A 17,095-nucleotide genomic window follows, 5' to 3' on the forward strand; every position below is an offset into this window, starting at 1 on the left:
TTCTTAGAATCTAAAGTGTGAGAATGCTTTATTTGCTTCAGCCATTTTGTGAACATCTACTCTTTTCTTAACAGCAGCACCTTCTTCTTTAGCCGCAGCTAAAATCTCACCTGCTAATTTTTGAGCCATTGTTTTCTCGTTTCTTTTTCTAGCAAATGAAATCATCCATTTGATAGCCATAGAAACTTTTCTATCTGGTCTAATTGGCATTGGAATTTGAAAGTTTGCTCCCCCTACACGACGGCTACGAACTTCTACTTGAGGCATTACATTTGACAATGCATCTTTCCAAATTTCTAAGGCAGATTTTTCTTCTTCTCCCTTTTTTTCTTCTACGATATCTAAAGCATCATAAAATACTTTAAAAGCTACTGATTTCTTACCATCCCACATTAGCATGTTCACGAAACGTGTTGCTAATTGATCGTTAAACTTAGGATCCGGTAAAAGAACTCTTTTTTTGGCTCTTCTTTTTCTCATGTTTTCTTGAGTTTGTTGTTGTTGCTAATCAATCATTTTTGATTCCTAGCGAACATTAAAAAATTTACTTCTTAGGACGTTTGGCTCCGTATTTAGATCTACGTTGAGTTCTTCCCTCAACACCAGCTGTATCTAAAGCTCCACGAACTACGTGATACTTTACCCCTGGTAAATCTTTTACTCTTCCTCCCCTTACTAATACTATCGAGTGCTCTTGTAAATTGTGTCCTTCTCCAGGAATGTATGCATTTACCTCATTACCGTTAGTCAAACGAACTCTGGCAACTTTTCTCATTGCAGAGTTTGGTTTCTTAGGTGTTGTAGTGTAAACACGTGTACATACTCCTCTTCTTTGAGGACACGAATTTAAAGCAGCCGATTTACTCTTCTTAGTGTTTTGGGTTCTTCCTTTGCGTACTAATTGTTGAATAGTTGGCATACTAAAATGTTATAAATTGTGTTTATTTTATAATTCTCTATTTTTTAGAGGGTGCAAATATACGTTTTTTATCTAATTATTCAAATACCAGCAAGTTAAATTTTAATATTTACAAATTTCTTGATATTTGGGTAATTATAATTTAGCTTTGACTTTAGCCATTTCACTCAGAAAGAAATGTTTTCATACATGCAGAACAGATATTTAACTCTTCCTATTTTTCCAAGAAAAATTATTTTCTTTCCGCTTTTTGCATTTTTTTCGATTTTTTCTTCTGATTGCACCGCACAAAAAGTCAGAGTTCAACTTAAAACCCAACAAAAAGAAACGCAACTCTCATTGATTAGAGATACTTTGTTTAAAAACCAAAATGCACTAGACTTATATATTAAGGATATATCTAAGCGATTAAACAAAGAAGGTTTTATTAATCATCAAATTACTTTAGAGAAAACAAATGACAGTGTATACAGCTACGAAACAAAAGAAGGGGTACAACTAAATTTTGCACACTTGACATTCAGCAGAACGAACGACCTTCCGGAACACATCTCCAACCAACAACTAATTGTTCCTTTTTCAAAACTAGACAACAACATAAAACTACTTTATAATTATTATGAAGATCAGGGCTACACCTTTACAGAAATCACCCCTACAAAAATAAGCCAATCAAATGACACTTTGTACACCAATATAGAAATCAAAACCACAAAAAAAAGAAGTATAGATAAGGTTGTAGTGAAGGGCTACAAAAATTTCCCTCAAAAATTTATAGACCAACATTTTGGACTTTCCAATAAAGAAATCTACAAGAAAAGTACTTTAGAAAAAATAAGTCAAGACCTTAAAACACTTCCCTTTGTTACAGAAACAAGAAAACCTGAAGTTCTTTTCACTAAAGACTCCACTCATATATATGTATACTTACAAAAACAACAATCCAATAAATTTGATGGACTTATCGGTTTTACAAATGGAGAAAACGGCAAACTAAGATTTAATGGATATCTCGATGTCGCTCTTAACAACAGCTTTAACAAAGGAGAACATCTCTCCTTCTATTGGAGCAACAATGGAAACCAACAGGAAAACTTCAAACTTAAAGCCGCAACACCTTACATTTTTAACTCTCCAATCAGTCCGGAAATTAAATTTGAAATTTACAAACAAGATTCTTCCTTTATCAACACCGACTTCAACGCCTCGATCAATTACGCATTAAACACAAACAACGCAATTGGATTTAATTTCCTATTAAAAAACTCAACAAACTTAATCGAGGACAACACCCTTAATATCGAAACTTATAAAAAGCGATTGTACGGGACACAGTACGAATACACCCAACCAAAAAAAACAAACACATATTTCCAAATTTCCGCAAAAGCAAGTGCTGGTAATAAAACAACAGAAACAAACACCGAAGCTCAATATTATACTTATTTGGATATAATATTAAAAGAAAGACTATCCAAAAGAAGTAGGATTTACATACACAACAGAACCGAAAACATCACTGGTCAAAACCTCACTCTCAATGAACTTTTTCAAATAGGAGGTGCTAACACCATAAGAGGTTTTTACGAACAGAGCATTTTTACATCTTCTTACAATTTCACAAACTTAGAATACCAATTACTAACCTCATTAGAGTCTTACCTCTACACTTTAACTGATTTTGGAATCACAAAAAACCCAATCAATTCTATTAATGACAGAAATTATAGTTTTGGTCTTGGTTATGCTTATAAAACCAAAGGAGGATTTATAAACTTTAATTACGCTTTTGGTAAAACCAACAAAGCCCCATTCAATTTCAACCAAGGAATATTCCACATCAAACTTACAACTGAATTTTAACCATTCTTAAACAAAAACGAACCTTTCACACATAAAAATATGCCAAAAGAAGTTTTTTAACCTTTTGCAAATATACAAACGTTAATAATTCAATATAGTTAGAAATTTTTCGTGCCTTTTTTAATCGTATTACAGAAAAAAGTTATAATTATGTTAAATAATTTAAAAAACTCTACCCAGATGAATCTAAAATTACGTCGAATAGCGATGCTTTTGTGTATGCTCGTTGTTCAAATCACTTATTCACAAAGCCAGAAAATTACCGTTACAGGTACTATTTCTGATGCGTCAGGACCATTACCTGGGGTCGTTGTCATTATCAACAATACAACAAATGGAACTCAAACCGACTTTGACGGGAATTTTTCTATTGAAGCGAAAGTTGGGGCTATTCTCGATATCAGTTATGTTGGTATGATTTCTCTTCAAAAAACGGTTAAGAACTCTTCTCCACTGCAAATTACTATGGAAGAAGATACCGAGGCACTTGAAGAAGTTGTAGTTGTTGCCTTTGGTAAACAGACTAAAAAATCAATTGTTGGTGCAATCTCAACTGTATCTTCCGATATTGTAGAAAATCAACAACTTACATCTGTTGCGACGGCTCTTCAAGGAAATGTCGCTGGTGTTAATGTTATCTCTAGTGGTGGACAACCTGGAGAAAACCCAACTATACGAATACGAGGTGTAAGCTCAATAAACGCTGATGCTTCACCGTTAATAATTGTTGACGGAGCTCCTTTTAACGGGAACCTTAATACAATTAGTCCGGACCAAATAGAATCCATGAATGTTCTAAAAGATGCTGCTTCCACCTCCTTATATGGATCTAGAGGTGCTAATGGAGTTATCTTGATAAACACAAAAAGAGGAAAATTTAACTCTCCAACCTCTGTATCTGTAAAAACAACTTATGGTGTATCCGGCAGGGCAGTTGAAAGGCATGGGTTGATTGACACTGATACTTTTACAGAATATACATGGGAAGCAATTAGAAACAACAATCAGTACAACCAAGGTATGTCTCCTGCAGATGCTGCTTCTGCAGCCAGCAACAGCCTTGTTACAACTCTTGGCTACAACCCATATAGCTCCCCAACACCTGTGGGTACTGACGGAAAACTTTTGTCTACAGACAAAAAATGGGATACAAATTGGGGGGACCTGATTGAAAACAATAGTGCTAAAAGAATTGAACACACCCTCGGAATATCCGGAGGTAGTGAGAATACGACTCATTCATTCAATTTAAATTACCTAGATCAGGAGGGAAGCATACAAACATCAAAATTCGAAAGGGTTACAACACGTCTTTCCGTAGACACCAAGGTAAACAAATGGTTTAAAACGGGGGTTTCATTATTCTACTCTACTTCTGTTCAAAACTTCCCTGAGCAAAGCGGAACAAGTTTTACTAGCACCATTCAATGGATTAACAATCTATCTTCTTACTATCCAGTATACAGAAGAGATGCTAATGGAAATTTCATATACGATGCCAAAGGCAATAACATATATGATTATGGAAATAATTCAGGTGCACTTAACGCCGTAAGACCGCAATATCAAGGAGAAAACATTTTAGGTTCTTTATACCTTTATGAAAAACAATACAAAAGAGATAATTTTACGGCCAATGGATATATGCAATTTCAACTAATGAAAAATCTTAGTTTTAAAACTCAAATATCTTTTGAAAAATATATTTACGACTTTTATGAATACAACCATAATCAGTATGGTGTTGCTGCAAGTGTAAACGGTAGAGTTGATCAAGATAGGAACTTTACAGTTACAAAAAACATTATAAATACTCTAAACTACAAAAGAAAATTTGGAGAACACAATATCAACCTTGATGTAATGCATGAAGCTTTTGAGAGAAACATTAGCAATTTGGGAGCTCAAGGAGTTGGTTTTCTTCCTAATGTAAAAGTATTAAATGGTAGCACAACTCCCGAAGCTGTTAGAGGATCTTTAACCGATGAAACACTTAATTCTTATTTAGGTAGAGCTTCCTATAATTATAAAGAAAAATATTTTGGTGAAATTTCATTTCGACAGGATGCTTCAAGTAGATTCAGTCCAGAAACAAGAGTTGGTAGCTTTTTTGCTGTAGGGGGATCTTGGATCATTTCAGAAGAAGCTTTCATGAAAAACATAGATCAAATCAACTTTCTAAAATTAAGAGCATCTTATGGTGAATTAGGAAACAACAAAACACAGGATGAATTCGATAATGCTGATTACTTCCCTTACCTATCTCTTTATGAAACCGGATGGAACGAATTGGATAACACTGGAGTTATTTTAGGTGACGTTTCAGACCCAGGGTTAACTTGGGAAAAAACAGCTTCATCAAATATTGGTCTTGACTTTGGCTTATTTGGACAATACCTAAATGGATCAATTGACTACTACACAAAAACCTCTGTGGATCTAATTTACGACAGACCATTACCTTCGTCTACCGGTAACGACAAAATAAAAACTAACGTAGGATCTTTGAAGAATTATGGTGTTGAAGTTTCGCTTCGATCAAATATTATTAGTAACAAAAATTTCAAATGGACTACCGGTTTAAACGTATCATTTGATAAAAATAAAATAACTGAACTTACTCAAGAATCCTTCATTAATGGAACAAAAAGATGGGAAGTTGGTAGATCATTATATGACTTTTATCTTGCTGAATGGGCAGGTGTAAATCCAGCAAATGGAAAAGGGATGTGGTACATTGAAACTGAAGATACTGAAGGAAACATTACGAGAGACGTAACAGAGTTATATGCCGATGCAACAAGAAAATACACGGATAAAACATCTCTTCCTGATATGATCGGAGGTTTTTCAAATAATTTGGTTTACAAAAATTTTGATTTAAACTTTTTATTTAATTTTAGTTTCGGAGCATACGTATATGACTCCTCTTACGCATCACTTATGGAAGGTATGGCTGATGTTGGAAGGGCTGGTCATACTGATTTGCAATATAGATGGCAAGAACCTGGTGACGTAACCCATGTTCCTCTTCTTTTCAACTCACAAAACGACTTTAACAGTAGATCAGACAGATTCCTTTTTAAAAATGACTATATCCGTCTAAAGGCATTGACTTTTGGGTATAACATACCCAAAACAATAACAGATAAAATGAGTATCTCCAGACTTCGTTTATTTTTTCAGGGTGATAATTTGTTCACTTGGCAAAGCCATAAAGGACTTGACCCTGAGCAAAACTTAGCAGGTACAACAGACAATAGGTCTTATAACTTAAAGACTGTTTCTCTAGGATTAAATTTAGACTTTTAATTTATACAACATGAAAAAACTTATATATACAGCAAGTATTTGCGTTGCAATGATTTTATTCAGTTGTAGCGATGATTTTTTAAACGAACCAAAACCTACTGATGCGGTTACAGAAGCCGTTATTTTTGACTCAAGAGCCGGAGTTGAAGCACATCTTTCAGGTATGCAACGTTTTTACCGTGATCAATTTAGAGGAGCGGATGGTTCAACTGACACTGGTGGTATGTACTCTATGTACTTTGTTAGAACGGTAAAAGCGAATGACATTATTCAAGGTGTTAGTTGGTTTTTATTCGACTATGACAATGATAACAGGGAACCTAATTACAGAAGATCAATATTCACTTGGGACTATCCGTATTACATGATAAACCAAGCAAACTCTATAATTGCTGGCCTAGCAGAAAGTAATATCGCAGCTGATGATGTTCAAGAACTTAGAGCTCAAGCTTTAACACATCGCGCATTTTTCTATTTTCAATTAGCAATGGAGTTTCAACATACCTACAGTTATGACCCAACTTTACCTGCACCTCCTATCTATACAGAAATGGCTACCGAAGGTAAACCGATGTCTACATTATCAGAAATGTACAACTTAATCATAAATGATTTAACCGAAGCAGTTGCTAATCTAGATGACACTAGACTTGGGAAATCGTATATTAACAAACAGGTGGCAGCTGGAATATTAGCTAGAGTCTACCTAGTAACTGAAGACTGGCAAGGTGCAAGGGACGCAGCCATAATTGCTTATGGAGGTAATCCAACTGCAGCTCTTAATGCATCAGAATATGGTAATGGTTTTGACAAAATTGAAAACACTGAATGGATTTGGGGAAGTCCACAAACAACAGATCAATCGAACTATTACTATGCGGCTCCTCACGCATTCAGCGATCATATGGCAGACGGGTACTACGCATCTTACATTAATGAAGATTTTAGAGCTTTATTTAGCGCTACAGATATTAGAAACTTATTCGACGAAACGTACACACCAGCTGTTGGATCCGAATATAAATTTTTGACAACAACTAAATTTAAATTCGCTTTTGACTCTGATCTTCCATTAATGAGAACTGCCGAAATGATTTTAATTGAAGTTGAGGCAAAACATCGCCTTAACGACGCAACTGCTCATGATATTTTATTCGCCTTACAATCAAATAGAGACCCTAACGCGACAAAATCATCAAATACAGGAGCTGATTTATTAGAAGAAATTCTTGTTGAAAGAAGAAAAGAACTATATGCTGAAATTGGAGTAGAATGGTTTGATGCAAAAAGAATGAGAAGAGGAATACCTCGAACAGGTAATCATCGTTTGCCTCAATCATTCTTGTCTGCAGATGACCCTCACTTTTTCTTAAAAGTACCACAAAAGGAAATTGATGCGAATGACAATATTGATGCATCCGTTAATGATGGAAAAAACCGATAAAACATAAGATATGAAATACGTATACAAAATTATTTTAGTCCTATTTGGTTTCATAACTGTTATTAGTTGTGAAGACAACCCTGAGTTAAACTCTAACTTCAATTATTTAACTTTTGGAGACACACCTGACATTACTGTCAATCAAAACAGCACCTATGAACAGGCTGTTTTGTTTTATTCATCTCAGAACTCCGGCAGTGAAAGAATCATTAATTTAACTATTGATGCAGACAACACTTCAGCAGACGAAAATACTTACTCGTTTCCTAATTCTGTATCAATTCCTGCTAATTCAAATATTGGGGAATTTATAATCACAATAACTGATGTTAACATAGGGGATTCTGGGGAATCTTTAACTATTGCATTTAATAATACTGAAGACGGAATATTCACAGGAGACAACCTTAATCTAAATATTTTTAGATTCTGTCCATTAGACATTAACAACTTTATTGGTGATTATACTATTACTGAAGCTGGTTATGGTGATTACGACACGACTATTACCTTAGACCCTACTATTGATAATAGAATTTGGGTAACAAATTTTTGGGATTGGACTACTGATCTTGCCTATTATGATTTCAATCCAGAAGACGGAACGATTGTTATGCCTTCTCAGCCTATTGTTATGGGAGATGGACAAACGTATAACTGTGTTGGATCAGGAACATATAATGCATGTAACGGAACGTTTCACATGGAATACCAAGGAGATGTAGCTGGAACTATACATGATTTCACACCAAAATAAAACCCGCACATATCAAATGCAAAACCCGCTTTAAAAGCGGGTTTTTTTATACAGATAATAGCAGTACATTTGCGCCATGGAAATAAAGACGTCAAAAATATTTGGATTAAGAGCGGTTATTGAAGCAATCAATAGCGAAAGCTCCATAGATAAAGTGTTTATTCAGAAAGGAATTTCTGGACATTTGATGAATGAATTGATGACGCAGATCAAAACAAATAAGGTTGCCTTTAGTTATGTTCCTGTTGAAAAACTAGATAAACTTTCTAAGTACAACAACCATCAAGGGGCTGTAGCACAAATTGCTCCAATAAATTTTCATGATTTAGATACGTTGGTTGAAGCAACTCTTGAAAAAGAAGAAACTCCCCTATTTTTACTGTTAGATCAAGTATCAGATGTAAGAAATTTCGGGGCTATTATTAGAACTGCTGAATGTACTGGAGTACATGGTATCATCATTCAAAATCAAGGGAACGCGCCAGTCAATGCAGAGACCGTAAAAACATCTGCCGGTGCAGCATTTAATATACCAATCTGTAAGGTAAACCATATCAAGGATGCCTTGTTTATCCTACAAGCTGCCGAGATACAAGTTGTTGCTGCCACGGAAAAAACAGATGATTTATTATTTGATGTTGATCTAAAAAAGCCATCAGCGATAATCATGGGTTCTGAAGATAGAGGAATCAATCCTTCTATTTTAAAAATGGTCAATGCAAAAGCGAAACTACCACTAAAAGGGAATATAGGATCCTTAAACGTTTCTGTAGCCTGTGGAGCCTTTTTATATGAAGCTGTAAGACAAAGATTATAAAAAACACATCTATAAAAAAGCCTCTACTAAATTAGTAGAGGCTTTTTTATGAAGTATCAATTCTTACTAGGAATTTAAAAATGCTTTCACATTTGTATCAATGCGTTCAATTACATCAGTCACATCTGCTTTTACAAAAGTTTCACCCGTAATTTTCTCATACAATTCAATATATCTATTAGAGATATCGGTGATTTTAGCTTCCGTCAATTCAGGTACTTCTTGTCCTTCTTTTCCTTGAAAACCATTTTCGATCAACCACTCACGCACAAATTCTTTTGACAGTTGCTTTTGTTTTTGATCTTTCGCTTGAATCTCCTCATATCCATCCGCATAAAAATAACGAGAAGAATCTGGTGTATGTATTTCATCAATCACCACTATTTCTCCATTCGCAGTTTTTCCAAATTCGTACTTAGTATCTACTAAAATTAATCCTTGTTTGGCTGCAATTTCAGTTCCTCTTTCAAACAAAGCAAAGGTATAAGCTTCCAATTGCTTATAATCTTCTTCTGATACAATTCCTTTTGCTAAAATATCTTCTCTAGAAATATCCTCATCATGATCCCCTATATCTGCTTTTGTAGAGGGTGTAATAATTGGATTTTTAAATTTTTGATTTTCTATCATTCCATCGGGCATAGCAACCCCACATAGAACTCTTTTTCCCGATTTATATTCTCTCCAAGCATGCCCTGTCAAATACCCACGGATCACCATTTCTACTTTAAAAGTATCACATGAATGACCAATAGTAACATTTTCGTCTGGCGTACCAACTACCCAATTCGGAACAATATCTTTAGTTGCCTCCAACATTTTAGAAGCAATTTGATTTAATATCTGACCTTTGAAAGGAATTTGCTTTGGCATGATTACGTCAAAAGCTGACAATCGATCTGTTGCAACCATAACCAAAAGATCATTACTCACTGTATATACTTCTCTTACCTTTCCTTTGTAAACTTTTTTTTGTCCAGGGAAATTAAAATTTGTGTCGTTGATTGTCTTTGTCATTATAAAAATTTTATTGCTCTTAATATTGTGTAAAATGGTTTTGCAAAAATAAAGAATTCTAAACTAGAAACTTCACTTGAACATTTACTTTATTACAATATATTATTCTGTTTCTATATTTTTATAGGCTTTGATTATTTCTTTAACCAACCTATGACGAATTACGTCTTTGTCATCTAAAAATATATTGGCAATTCCCTTCACTCCTTTTAATGCTAATAAGGATGTTTTCAATCCTGAAACTTGCTTTCTTGGCAAATCCACTTGGCCAGGATCACCAGTTATAATAAACTTAGCTCTTTTTCCCATACGCGTTAAGAACATCTTCATTTGTCCGGCAGTCGTATTTTGTGCTTCATCCAATATCACAAAAGCGTTGTCTAAAGTTCTACCTCTCATAAAAGCCAATGGAGCAATTTGAATAACTCCTTTTTCAATATAAGCATCTAATTTTTCAAACGGAATCATATCGCGTAACGCATCATATAGTGGCTGCATATAGGGATCTAATTTATCCTTTAGATCTCCAGGTAAAAACCCTAAATTTTCACCAGACTCTACTGCCGGACGCGTTAATATGATTCTTTTGACTTCTTTATCTTTTAAAGCTTTCACAGCCAAAGCAACCGCTGTATATGTTTTGCCTGTTCCTGCAGGTCCAATGGCAAACAACATATCATTTGTTTCCATTTTAGAAACCATCTTTCTTTGATTTTCTGTTTGTGCCTTGATCAATTTGCCTCCTACTCCATGCACCAAAACACCATCTGCCTTAGAAGAAGTTGCTTGTTTTTTACCTGTATTTGTAAGCAATTGCTCAATAGAGTTCTCATCAATTTTATTGTACTTCTCAAAATACTTAACTATCATTTCCAAACGTTTTTCAAACTCATCCAAAATAGTGGGTTCCCCATACGCTTTGATTTCAGAACCTCTAGCTACTATTTTAAGTTTTGGAAAATAAGCTCTTAACTGCTTAATTGTGGCTTCTTGATGACCAAAAAACTCAATTGGATTTATCTCTGATAGACTGATAATACGTTCGTTCAACTGCTTGCTTTTTATTGTTTATATTTCCTTTATTTTCATGTCTAAAAATACTATTAATTCCTATATATTTGTATAAATTTGTTTAAGATTTTTAAGGAATAATATCCTTTAGAACGAACCCCAAAAAGGAAGCTAAGCGCAGATGTCAATTATTACTTTAACTACAGATTTTGGAACCAAAGATCACTTTGTAGGTGCAGTTAAAGGTGCTATTTACTCTGCAGTTCCCGATGCAAAAATTGTTGACATATCTCACCAAATTTCTCCGTTTAACATTACGGAAACAGCATATATTTTAAAAAATGCATATAAGAGTTTCCCTGAAGGCACCATACATATTGTAGGGGTTGACTCAGAATTAAATGAAGACAATAAACACATTGCTCTCTTATTAAATGGTCATTATTTTGTATGTCCTGATAATGGACTGATCTCTATGATTGCTTCTGAAATCAAACCTTCTAAAATTGTAGAAATAAATATCCATGATAGATTGGAATCTAGTTTTTCTGTATTGGATGTTTTTGTACAAGTTGCTGCTCACATTGCTAGAGGTGGTACTCTGGAGGTGATTGGAAAGCCTTTGGAAACCTATAAGAAAATATTTGAGCTACAGCCTAAAATATCTAGTGATCTCTCTAGTATTTCTGGTAATGTGATCTATATTGATAATTACGGTAATGTAATTAGTAACATCACCGAAAAGCTTTTTAAAGACGTGGGGAAAGGGCGTCAATTTACGCTAAGTGCAAGTAGGTATACTTTTTCTAAAATCAATTATAAATATTGTGATATCGTTGACTTTAGCTTGGATCCCGTTTTAAGACAAAGTGATGGAAATAAACTGGCTATTTTTAATTCCGCTGGCTTTATTGAAATTGCTATTTATAAAAGCAACTTAACAACCGTTGGAGGAGCCTCCAGTCTTCTTGGATTGGATTATCGAGATTCTATTACATTAGACTTCCATAAAACAGAATAACTTCTCAAAAGAGTCGTTATAAAAAAGTAAAACGCCACTATTTATGCTAGCCATATTAAAAAAGGAACTTCGATTATTTTTTGGATCTCTAGGAGCATATACTATTATTCTTGGTTTTTTAATTATTAACGGTTTATGGTTATGGGTATTAAAAACGGATGCCAATATATTAGACAGTGGTTTTGCCAATTTATCAAACTTTTTCCATAGTACCGCTTGGCTCTTTATTTTGGTAATCCCCGCATTGACGATGAAAAGTTTTTCAGAAGAATACATCTCTGGAACCATTGAAATCATCAAAACAAAACCAATAGGCAACTTAGAATTTGTTCTTGGTAAATTCTTTTCTATTTTAATCATTATTGGATTCATGTTGAGTCCTACTTTGATCTATGTATATAGTATTTATGAACTTGCCACTCCAGTAGGCTCTATTGAAATAGGAAGTATTATTGGATCCTATCTCGGATTATTTTTACTAGCAAGCTCTTTTATTGCTATAGGATTATGGATTTCCTCCTGGACTAAAAACATTCTGATCTCCCTTTTGAGTTCTGTTTTTGTTTCATTTATCATCTACAGTGGTCTGTCTGATCTTAATTCACTCCTCCCTGGTTTAAATTTAGATTCATTCAGTCTTTCTGTTCATTTTATTAGTATTGCGAGAGGGGTGGTTGATACAGCGGATCTAGTTTACTTTTTGGTAGTCACCATTTTCTTTTGCCAATGTGCGGTGTTCAGCCTATCTTCGATTCGCTCTAAAAAGAAAATTGCTTCCTTAATTTTGATAAGTGTTTCGCTCGTTGGTTTGAGCAATTCATTTCATAATAGATTTGACCTGACAAGTGATCAAAAATATACTTTATCCCCAGCGTCAGAATCTATTTTAGCAACTTTGGATGAAAATGCAGTTATCAAAGTATATCTAGAAGGTGATTTCCCTCCTAAGTTTAAAAGATTACAAACAGAAACAAAGCAGTTTCTTGAGGAGTTAAAAATGATAAATGATAAAATAAAGGTTTTATTCATTGATCCAAAAGAACAATTACAAAAATTAACGGCTAAAGGTCTCTCCCCAAGTCGACTTACTATTGAGGAAAATGGAGTTGTGTCAGAAAGTGTAATCATCCCATGGGCAACGCTTTCTTATAAAAACAAACAAGAAAACATTTCTTTGCTAAAAGATGGTGATCCAAAGGATACTCAAGAACAACAATTAGAAAATTCGATACAAAATTTAGAATATGCCTTCTTACATGCTGTAAAAAATATAAGTTCAAAAAAAGAAAAGAGTATTGCAATCCTTTCTGGAAATGGTGAACTTGAAGACATCTATCTATATAGTTTATTAAAATCCATTGGGTCCAATTACCACCTCGCTAAATTTACGTTGGATTCTGTTCAAACCAATCCTTTGAAAACGGTTGAACATATAAAATCTTTTGATCTGGCCTTGATAGCCAAACCGACTACAGCTTTTACCGAGGAGGAAAAATACACCATAGATCAGTATATATTAAATGGTGGTAGAAGCTTGTGGATGTTAGATAATGTACAGGCTGAAATGGATAGTTTATTTCAAAACGGAAAAACACTCGCCTATTCAAAAAACCTCAACCTAGATGATTTCTTTTTTAGATATGGAGCAAGAGTCAATCAAAATCTGGTAAAAGATCTATACGCCTCTAAAATAGCCTTAGCGACTGGGAATACCGGAAACAAAACAAACTTCGAAAATTTCTTATGGTTTTATGCCCCTTTGGTTAGTTCTAAAACAGATCATCCGATTGTAAATAATATAAGTCCGGTTTCATTGTCTTTTGTGTCCTCTATAGACACTTTAAAAAACGATGTAAAGAAGACAATTTTGCTACAGAGCTCTTTACTTTCAAAAGAAGTACAAGTTCCTACTATTATAGAATTGAATTCTGTGATGGAAAACCCTGATCCAAAAACCTATAAAAACGGAAGTAAAATTCTAGGACTTTTGTTGGAAGGGAATTTCACCTCTGCTTATAAAGATCGTATCAAACCTTTGCAAGTACCAAATGCCTTAGAAAAAGGGAACAACAATAAAATGATTCTTATTGCCGATGGGAATATCGGTAAAAATCAAATTCACAAGGGAAAACCATTAGAATTAGGTGTTGATAAATGGACCCAACAATATTATGGAAATAAAGAATTTTTATCAAACGCCATCGAATACCTTTTAGATGATACTGGATTGATTCGTATCCGTTCTAAAAAAATCAATTTACGACTGTTGAACAAGCAAAAGGTATTTGAAAATAAAACCTATTGGCAATTATTTAATTTATTTGGTCCAATTTTAATGGTTTCCATTATTGGATTCATTTTACACCTGCGTAAAAAGAAATTATATTCTACACCTAAATCTTAGTATTTAAAGCTGTAAAACCTGCGATAACGCAGCTTACCGCACTATTATTAAAAAAGATTAAAATATCTTTATTTTTATGAATTACGCATAAAAATCATCATAATTAGACCTATCAGGTAAACTGTTTCACCTTTCTTTTTCATAGTATCAAACTTTTACAAAAACCGTTAAAATATTTACACCCAAAAACCTCAATTTCACCCCTCCTGATAAAGGACTAAATTGTATTTTATATCTAATAGTTGTAAATTTGACCTATAAAACAAAAGGTAGATTTATACAATTAAAAAACATTGGACATGAAAGTACTAGAATTTAAAAATGGAATTTGGGATAAAGAAATTAACGTTAGAGACTTTGTTATTCAGAATATTACTCCTTACTATGGGAATCATGATTTTTTAGTTGGTCCCTCTCAAAAAACACAAAAACTTTGGGACATTTGTAAGTCTGCTGTAAAAGAAGAAAGACAAAACAATGGAGTAAGATCTGTTGATACAGAAACTATCTCAGGGGTAAACTCTTTTGAGGCAGGATATATTGATAAAGAGAACGAAACCATTGTTGGTTTGCAAACAAACGAACTTTTAAAAAGAGCTATGAAACCTTTCGGTGGTTATAAAGTAGTTCAAAAAGCTCTCTCTGAACATGGCTTAGCTCCTAGCGATGCCGTAAATGAGCTATTTACAAAATATGTAAAAACACATAATGATGGTGTTTTCTCTGCCTACACTGCGGAGATCAAAAAATTTAGATCTTTAGGTTTTCTTACAGGATTGCCTGACAATTATGCTCGTGGACGTGTGATTGGGGATTACAGAAGAATTGCCTTATACGGTATCGACAAATTGATCGAAACTAAAAAAGAAGATTTTTCAAAAATCAACGGTCCTATGAGTGACAGTGTCATTCGTTTGCGTGAGGAAGTAGCAGAACAAATTGGTGCATTAAAGGATATGATTGCCATGGGGAACCATTATGGATTAGACCTTTCAAGACCTGCACAAAATGCACAAGAAGCAGTTCAATGGACTTATATGGCTTACTTGGCTGCTGTGAAAGAACAGGATGGTGCTGCTATGTCTTTAGGTAATGTTTCTTCTTTCTTAGATATTTACATCACACAAGATTTAGAAGCTGGACTTATTACAGAGGAGGAGGCTCAAGAATACATTGATCAATTTGTTATGAAATTGAGAATGGTACGTCACTTGCGTATGGAGGCCTATGATGAAATTTTTGCGGGAGATCCAACTTGGGTTACGGAAGCTATTGGAGGAATGTTTGCTGATGGTCGTACTAAGGTTACCAAAACATCTTTCCGTTTCTTACATACCTTATACAACTTAGGTCCATCTCCCGAGCCAAATATTACCATACTTTGGTCATATGGTCTTCCACAAAATTTTAAAAACTACTGTGCTAAAGTTTCTATAGACACTTCATCTATCCAGTTTGAAAACGATGAGTTGATGCGAATTACGCGTGATTCTGACGATTATGGTATTGCTTGTTGTGTATCATTCCAAGAAATAGGGAAACAAATACAGTTCTTTGGTGCACGTACCAATCTTGCGAAAACCTTATTATTAGCGATCAACGGTGGTAAGTGTGAAAACACAGGAACACAAATGGTTGAAGGAATTGCGCCTATGACAGATGAAGTTCTTGACTTTGACAAAGTAATGGACAATTTCAAAATCTCCATGAAAGAGGTGGCTAGAGTTTATAACGACTCTATGAATATCATTCACTATATGCATGATAAATACTATTATGAAAAAGCTCAAATGGCTCTTATTGACACCAATCCAATGATCAATATTGCTTATGGTATAGCCGGTTTATCAATTGTTGCCGATTCCTTATCTGCTATCAAATACGCAAAAGTGAAACCAATTAGAAATGAAGAAGGCTTAACAGTCGACTTTATTATTGAAGGAGAATTCCCTAAATATGGAAATGATGACGATCGTGTAGATGTATTTGCTGCAAATGCAGTAGCGGACTTTAATAATGAATTGAAAAAACTTCCAGTTTATAAAGATGCCGCTGTAACTATGTCTGTTTTAACCATTACCTCAAATGTTGTGTATGGTAAAAAAACAGGAGCTACACCTGATGGTAGAGCTAAAGGTATTCCATTTGCACCCGGTGCCAATCCAATGCACGGTCGTGACTCCAATGGAGCTATAGCCTCTTTAAATTCAGTTGCAAAAATAAATTATGAAGATTCTCAAGATGGTATTTCTAATACATTCTCTATCGTTCCAAAATCTTTAGGAGCAAATGAAGAAGACAGAATTGACAATTTAGCAGCTACCTTAGATGGTTACTTTGATAGAGGAGCCCAACATTTAAATGTAAATGTACTTGACAAAGAAACATTATTGGACGCTATGGAGAATCCAGAAGAGTATCCACAATTAACAATTCGTGTATCTGGTTATGCTGTAAACTTTATCCGTTTGACAAAAGAACAACAAATGGAAGTTATCACAAGATCTTTCCACGAATCTATGTAGAATTT

At 34.3% G+C, this 17,095-nt stretch carries 12 protein-coding genes; 8 read left to right on the plus strand and 4 right to left on the minus strand.

The window, feature by feature from the left end; all coding sequences use genetic code 11:
• Positions 1-3 precede the first annotated feature (3 nt).
• On the minus strand, positions 4-480 hold the full coding sequence (gene rpsG / locus P8H68_RS03575) for a 30S ribosomal protein S7 (RefSeq protein ID WP_139958430.1): 477 nt from the start codon (positions 478-480) through the stop codon (positions 4-6).
• A 64-nt stretch (positions 481-544) separates the two neighbouring features.
• Positions 545-919, minus strand: a complete 375-nt coding sequence (rpsL, locus tag P8H68_RS03580) for a 30S ribosomal protein S12 (protein WP_152285527.1) — start codon at positions 917-919, stop codon at positions 545-547.
• Between the two features lie 339 nt (positions 920-1,258).
• Between rpsL and P8H68_RS03585 the strand changes: the two genes are divergently transcribed.
• From P8H68_RS03585 to rlmB, 5 genes are all read left to right on the plus strand, one after another.
• Entirely contained in the window at positions 1,259-2,782 is a 1,524-nt protein-coding gene (locus tag P8H68_RS03585; protein ID WP_300321706.1) for a hypothetical protein, read from the plus strand.
• Between the two features lie 150 nt (positions 2,783-2,932).
• The gene (locus P8H68_RS03590) at positions 2,933-6,094 is read left to right on the plus strand and encodes a TonB-dependent receptor (RefSeq protein WP_300321708.1); all 3,162 of its coding nucleotides are present in this window, start codon (positions 2,933-2,935) and stop codon (positions 6,092-6,094) included.
• Positions 6,095-6,104: 10 nt separating this feature from the next.
• Positions 6,105-7,538, plus strand: a complete 1,434-nt coding sequence (locus tag P8H68_RS03595; protein WP_300321711.1) for a RagB/SusD family nutrient uptake outer membrane protein — start codon at positions 6,105-6,107, stop codon at positions 7,536-7,538.
• 10 nt (positions 7,539-7,548) lie between these two features.
• Positions 7,549-8,295, plus strand: coding sequence for a hypothetical protein (locus P8H68_RS03600; RefSeq protein ID WP_300321714.1), 747 nt, complete (start codon positions 7,549-7,551; stop codon positions 8,293-8,295).
• A 76-nt stretch (positions 8,296-8,371) separates the two neighbouring features.
• Positions 8,372-9,112 carry a 23S rRNA (guanosine(2251)-2'-O)-methyltransferase RlmB gene (rlmB, locus tag P8H68_RS03605; RefSeq protein ID WP_300321717.1) on the plus strand — a complete coding sequence of 247 codons (741 nt, stop codon included), beginning with the start codon at positions 8,372-8,374 and terminating at the stop codon, positions 9,110-9,112.
• Between the two features lie 66 nt (positions 9,113-9,178).
• Here rlmB and P8H68_RS03610 read toward each other — a convergent pair whose 3' ends face one another.
• Positions 9,179-10,129 (minus strand): phosphoribosylaminoimidazolesuccinocarboxamide synthase, encoded by a 951-nt coding sequence (locus tag P8H68_RS03610; protein WP_300321720.1) that lies wholly within the window; start codon positions 10,127-10,129, stop codon positions 9,179-9,181.
• A gap of 102 nt (positions 10,130-10,231) precedes the next feature.
• Positions 10,232-11,179 (minus strand): PhoH family protein, encoded by a 948-nt coding sequence (locus P8H68_RS03615; RefSeq protein WP_300321723.1) that lies wholly within the window; start codon positions 11,177-11,179, stop codon positions 10,232-10,234.
• Between the two features lie 142 nt (positions 11,180-11,321).
• On the opposite strand from P8H68_RS03615, the gene P8H68_RS03620 reads away from it, so the two are divergent.
• From P8H68_RS03620 to pflB, 3 genes are all read left to right on the plus strand, one after another.
• Complete coding sequence (locus P8H68_RS03620; protein WP_300321726.1) at positions 11,322-12,161, plus strand: SAM-dependent chlorinase/fluorinase; 840 nt, start codon at positions 11,322-11,324, stop codon at positions 12,159-12,161.
• Between the two features lie 43 nt (positions 12,162-12,204).
• Positions 12,205-14,565, plus strand: a complete 2,361-nt coding sequence (gene gldG / locus P8H68_RS03625) for a gliding motility-associated ABC transporter substrate-binding protein GldG (RefSeq protein WP_300321728.1) — start codon at positions 12,205-12,207, stop codon at positions 14,563-14,565.
• Positions 14,566-14,864: 299 nt separating this feature from the next.
• The gene (gene pflB, locus P8H68_RS03630) at positions 14,865-17,090 is read left to right on the plus strand and encodes a formate C-acetyltransferase (protein WP_300321731.1); all 2,226 of its coding nucleotides are present in this window, start codon (positions 14,865-14,867) and stop codon (positions 17,088-17,090) included.
• Positions 17,091-17,095: the final 5 nt, after the last annotated feature.

The organism is Flavicella sp. (assembly GCF_029238425.1).
Taxonomy (GTDB): domain Bacteria; phylum Bacteroidota; class Bacteroidia; order Flavobacteriales; family Flavobacteriaceae; genus Flavicella.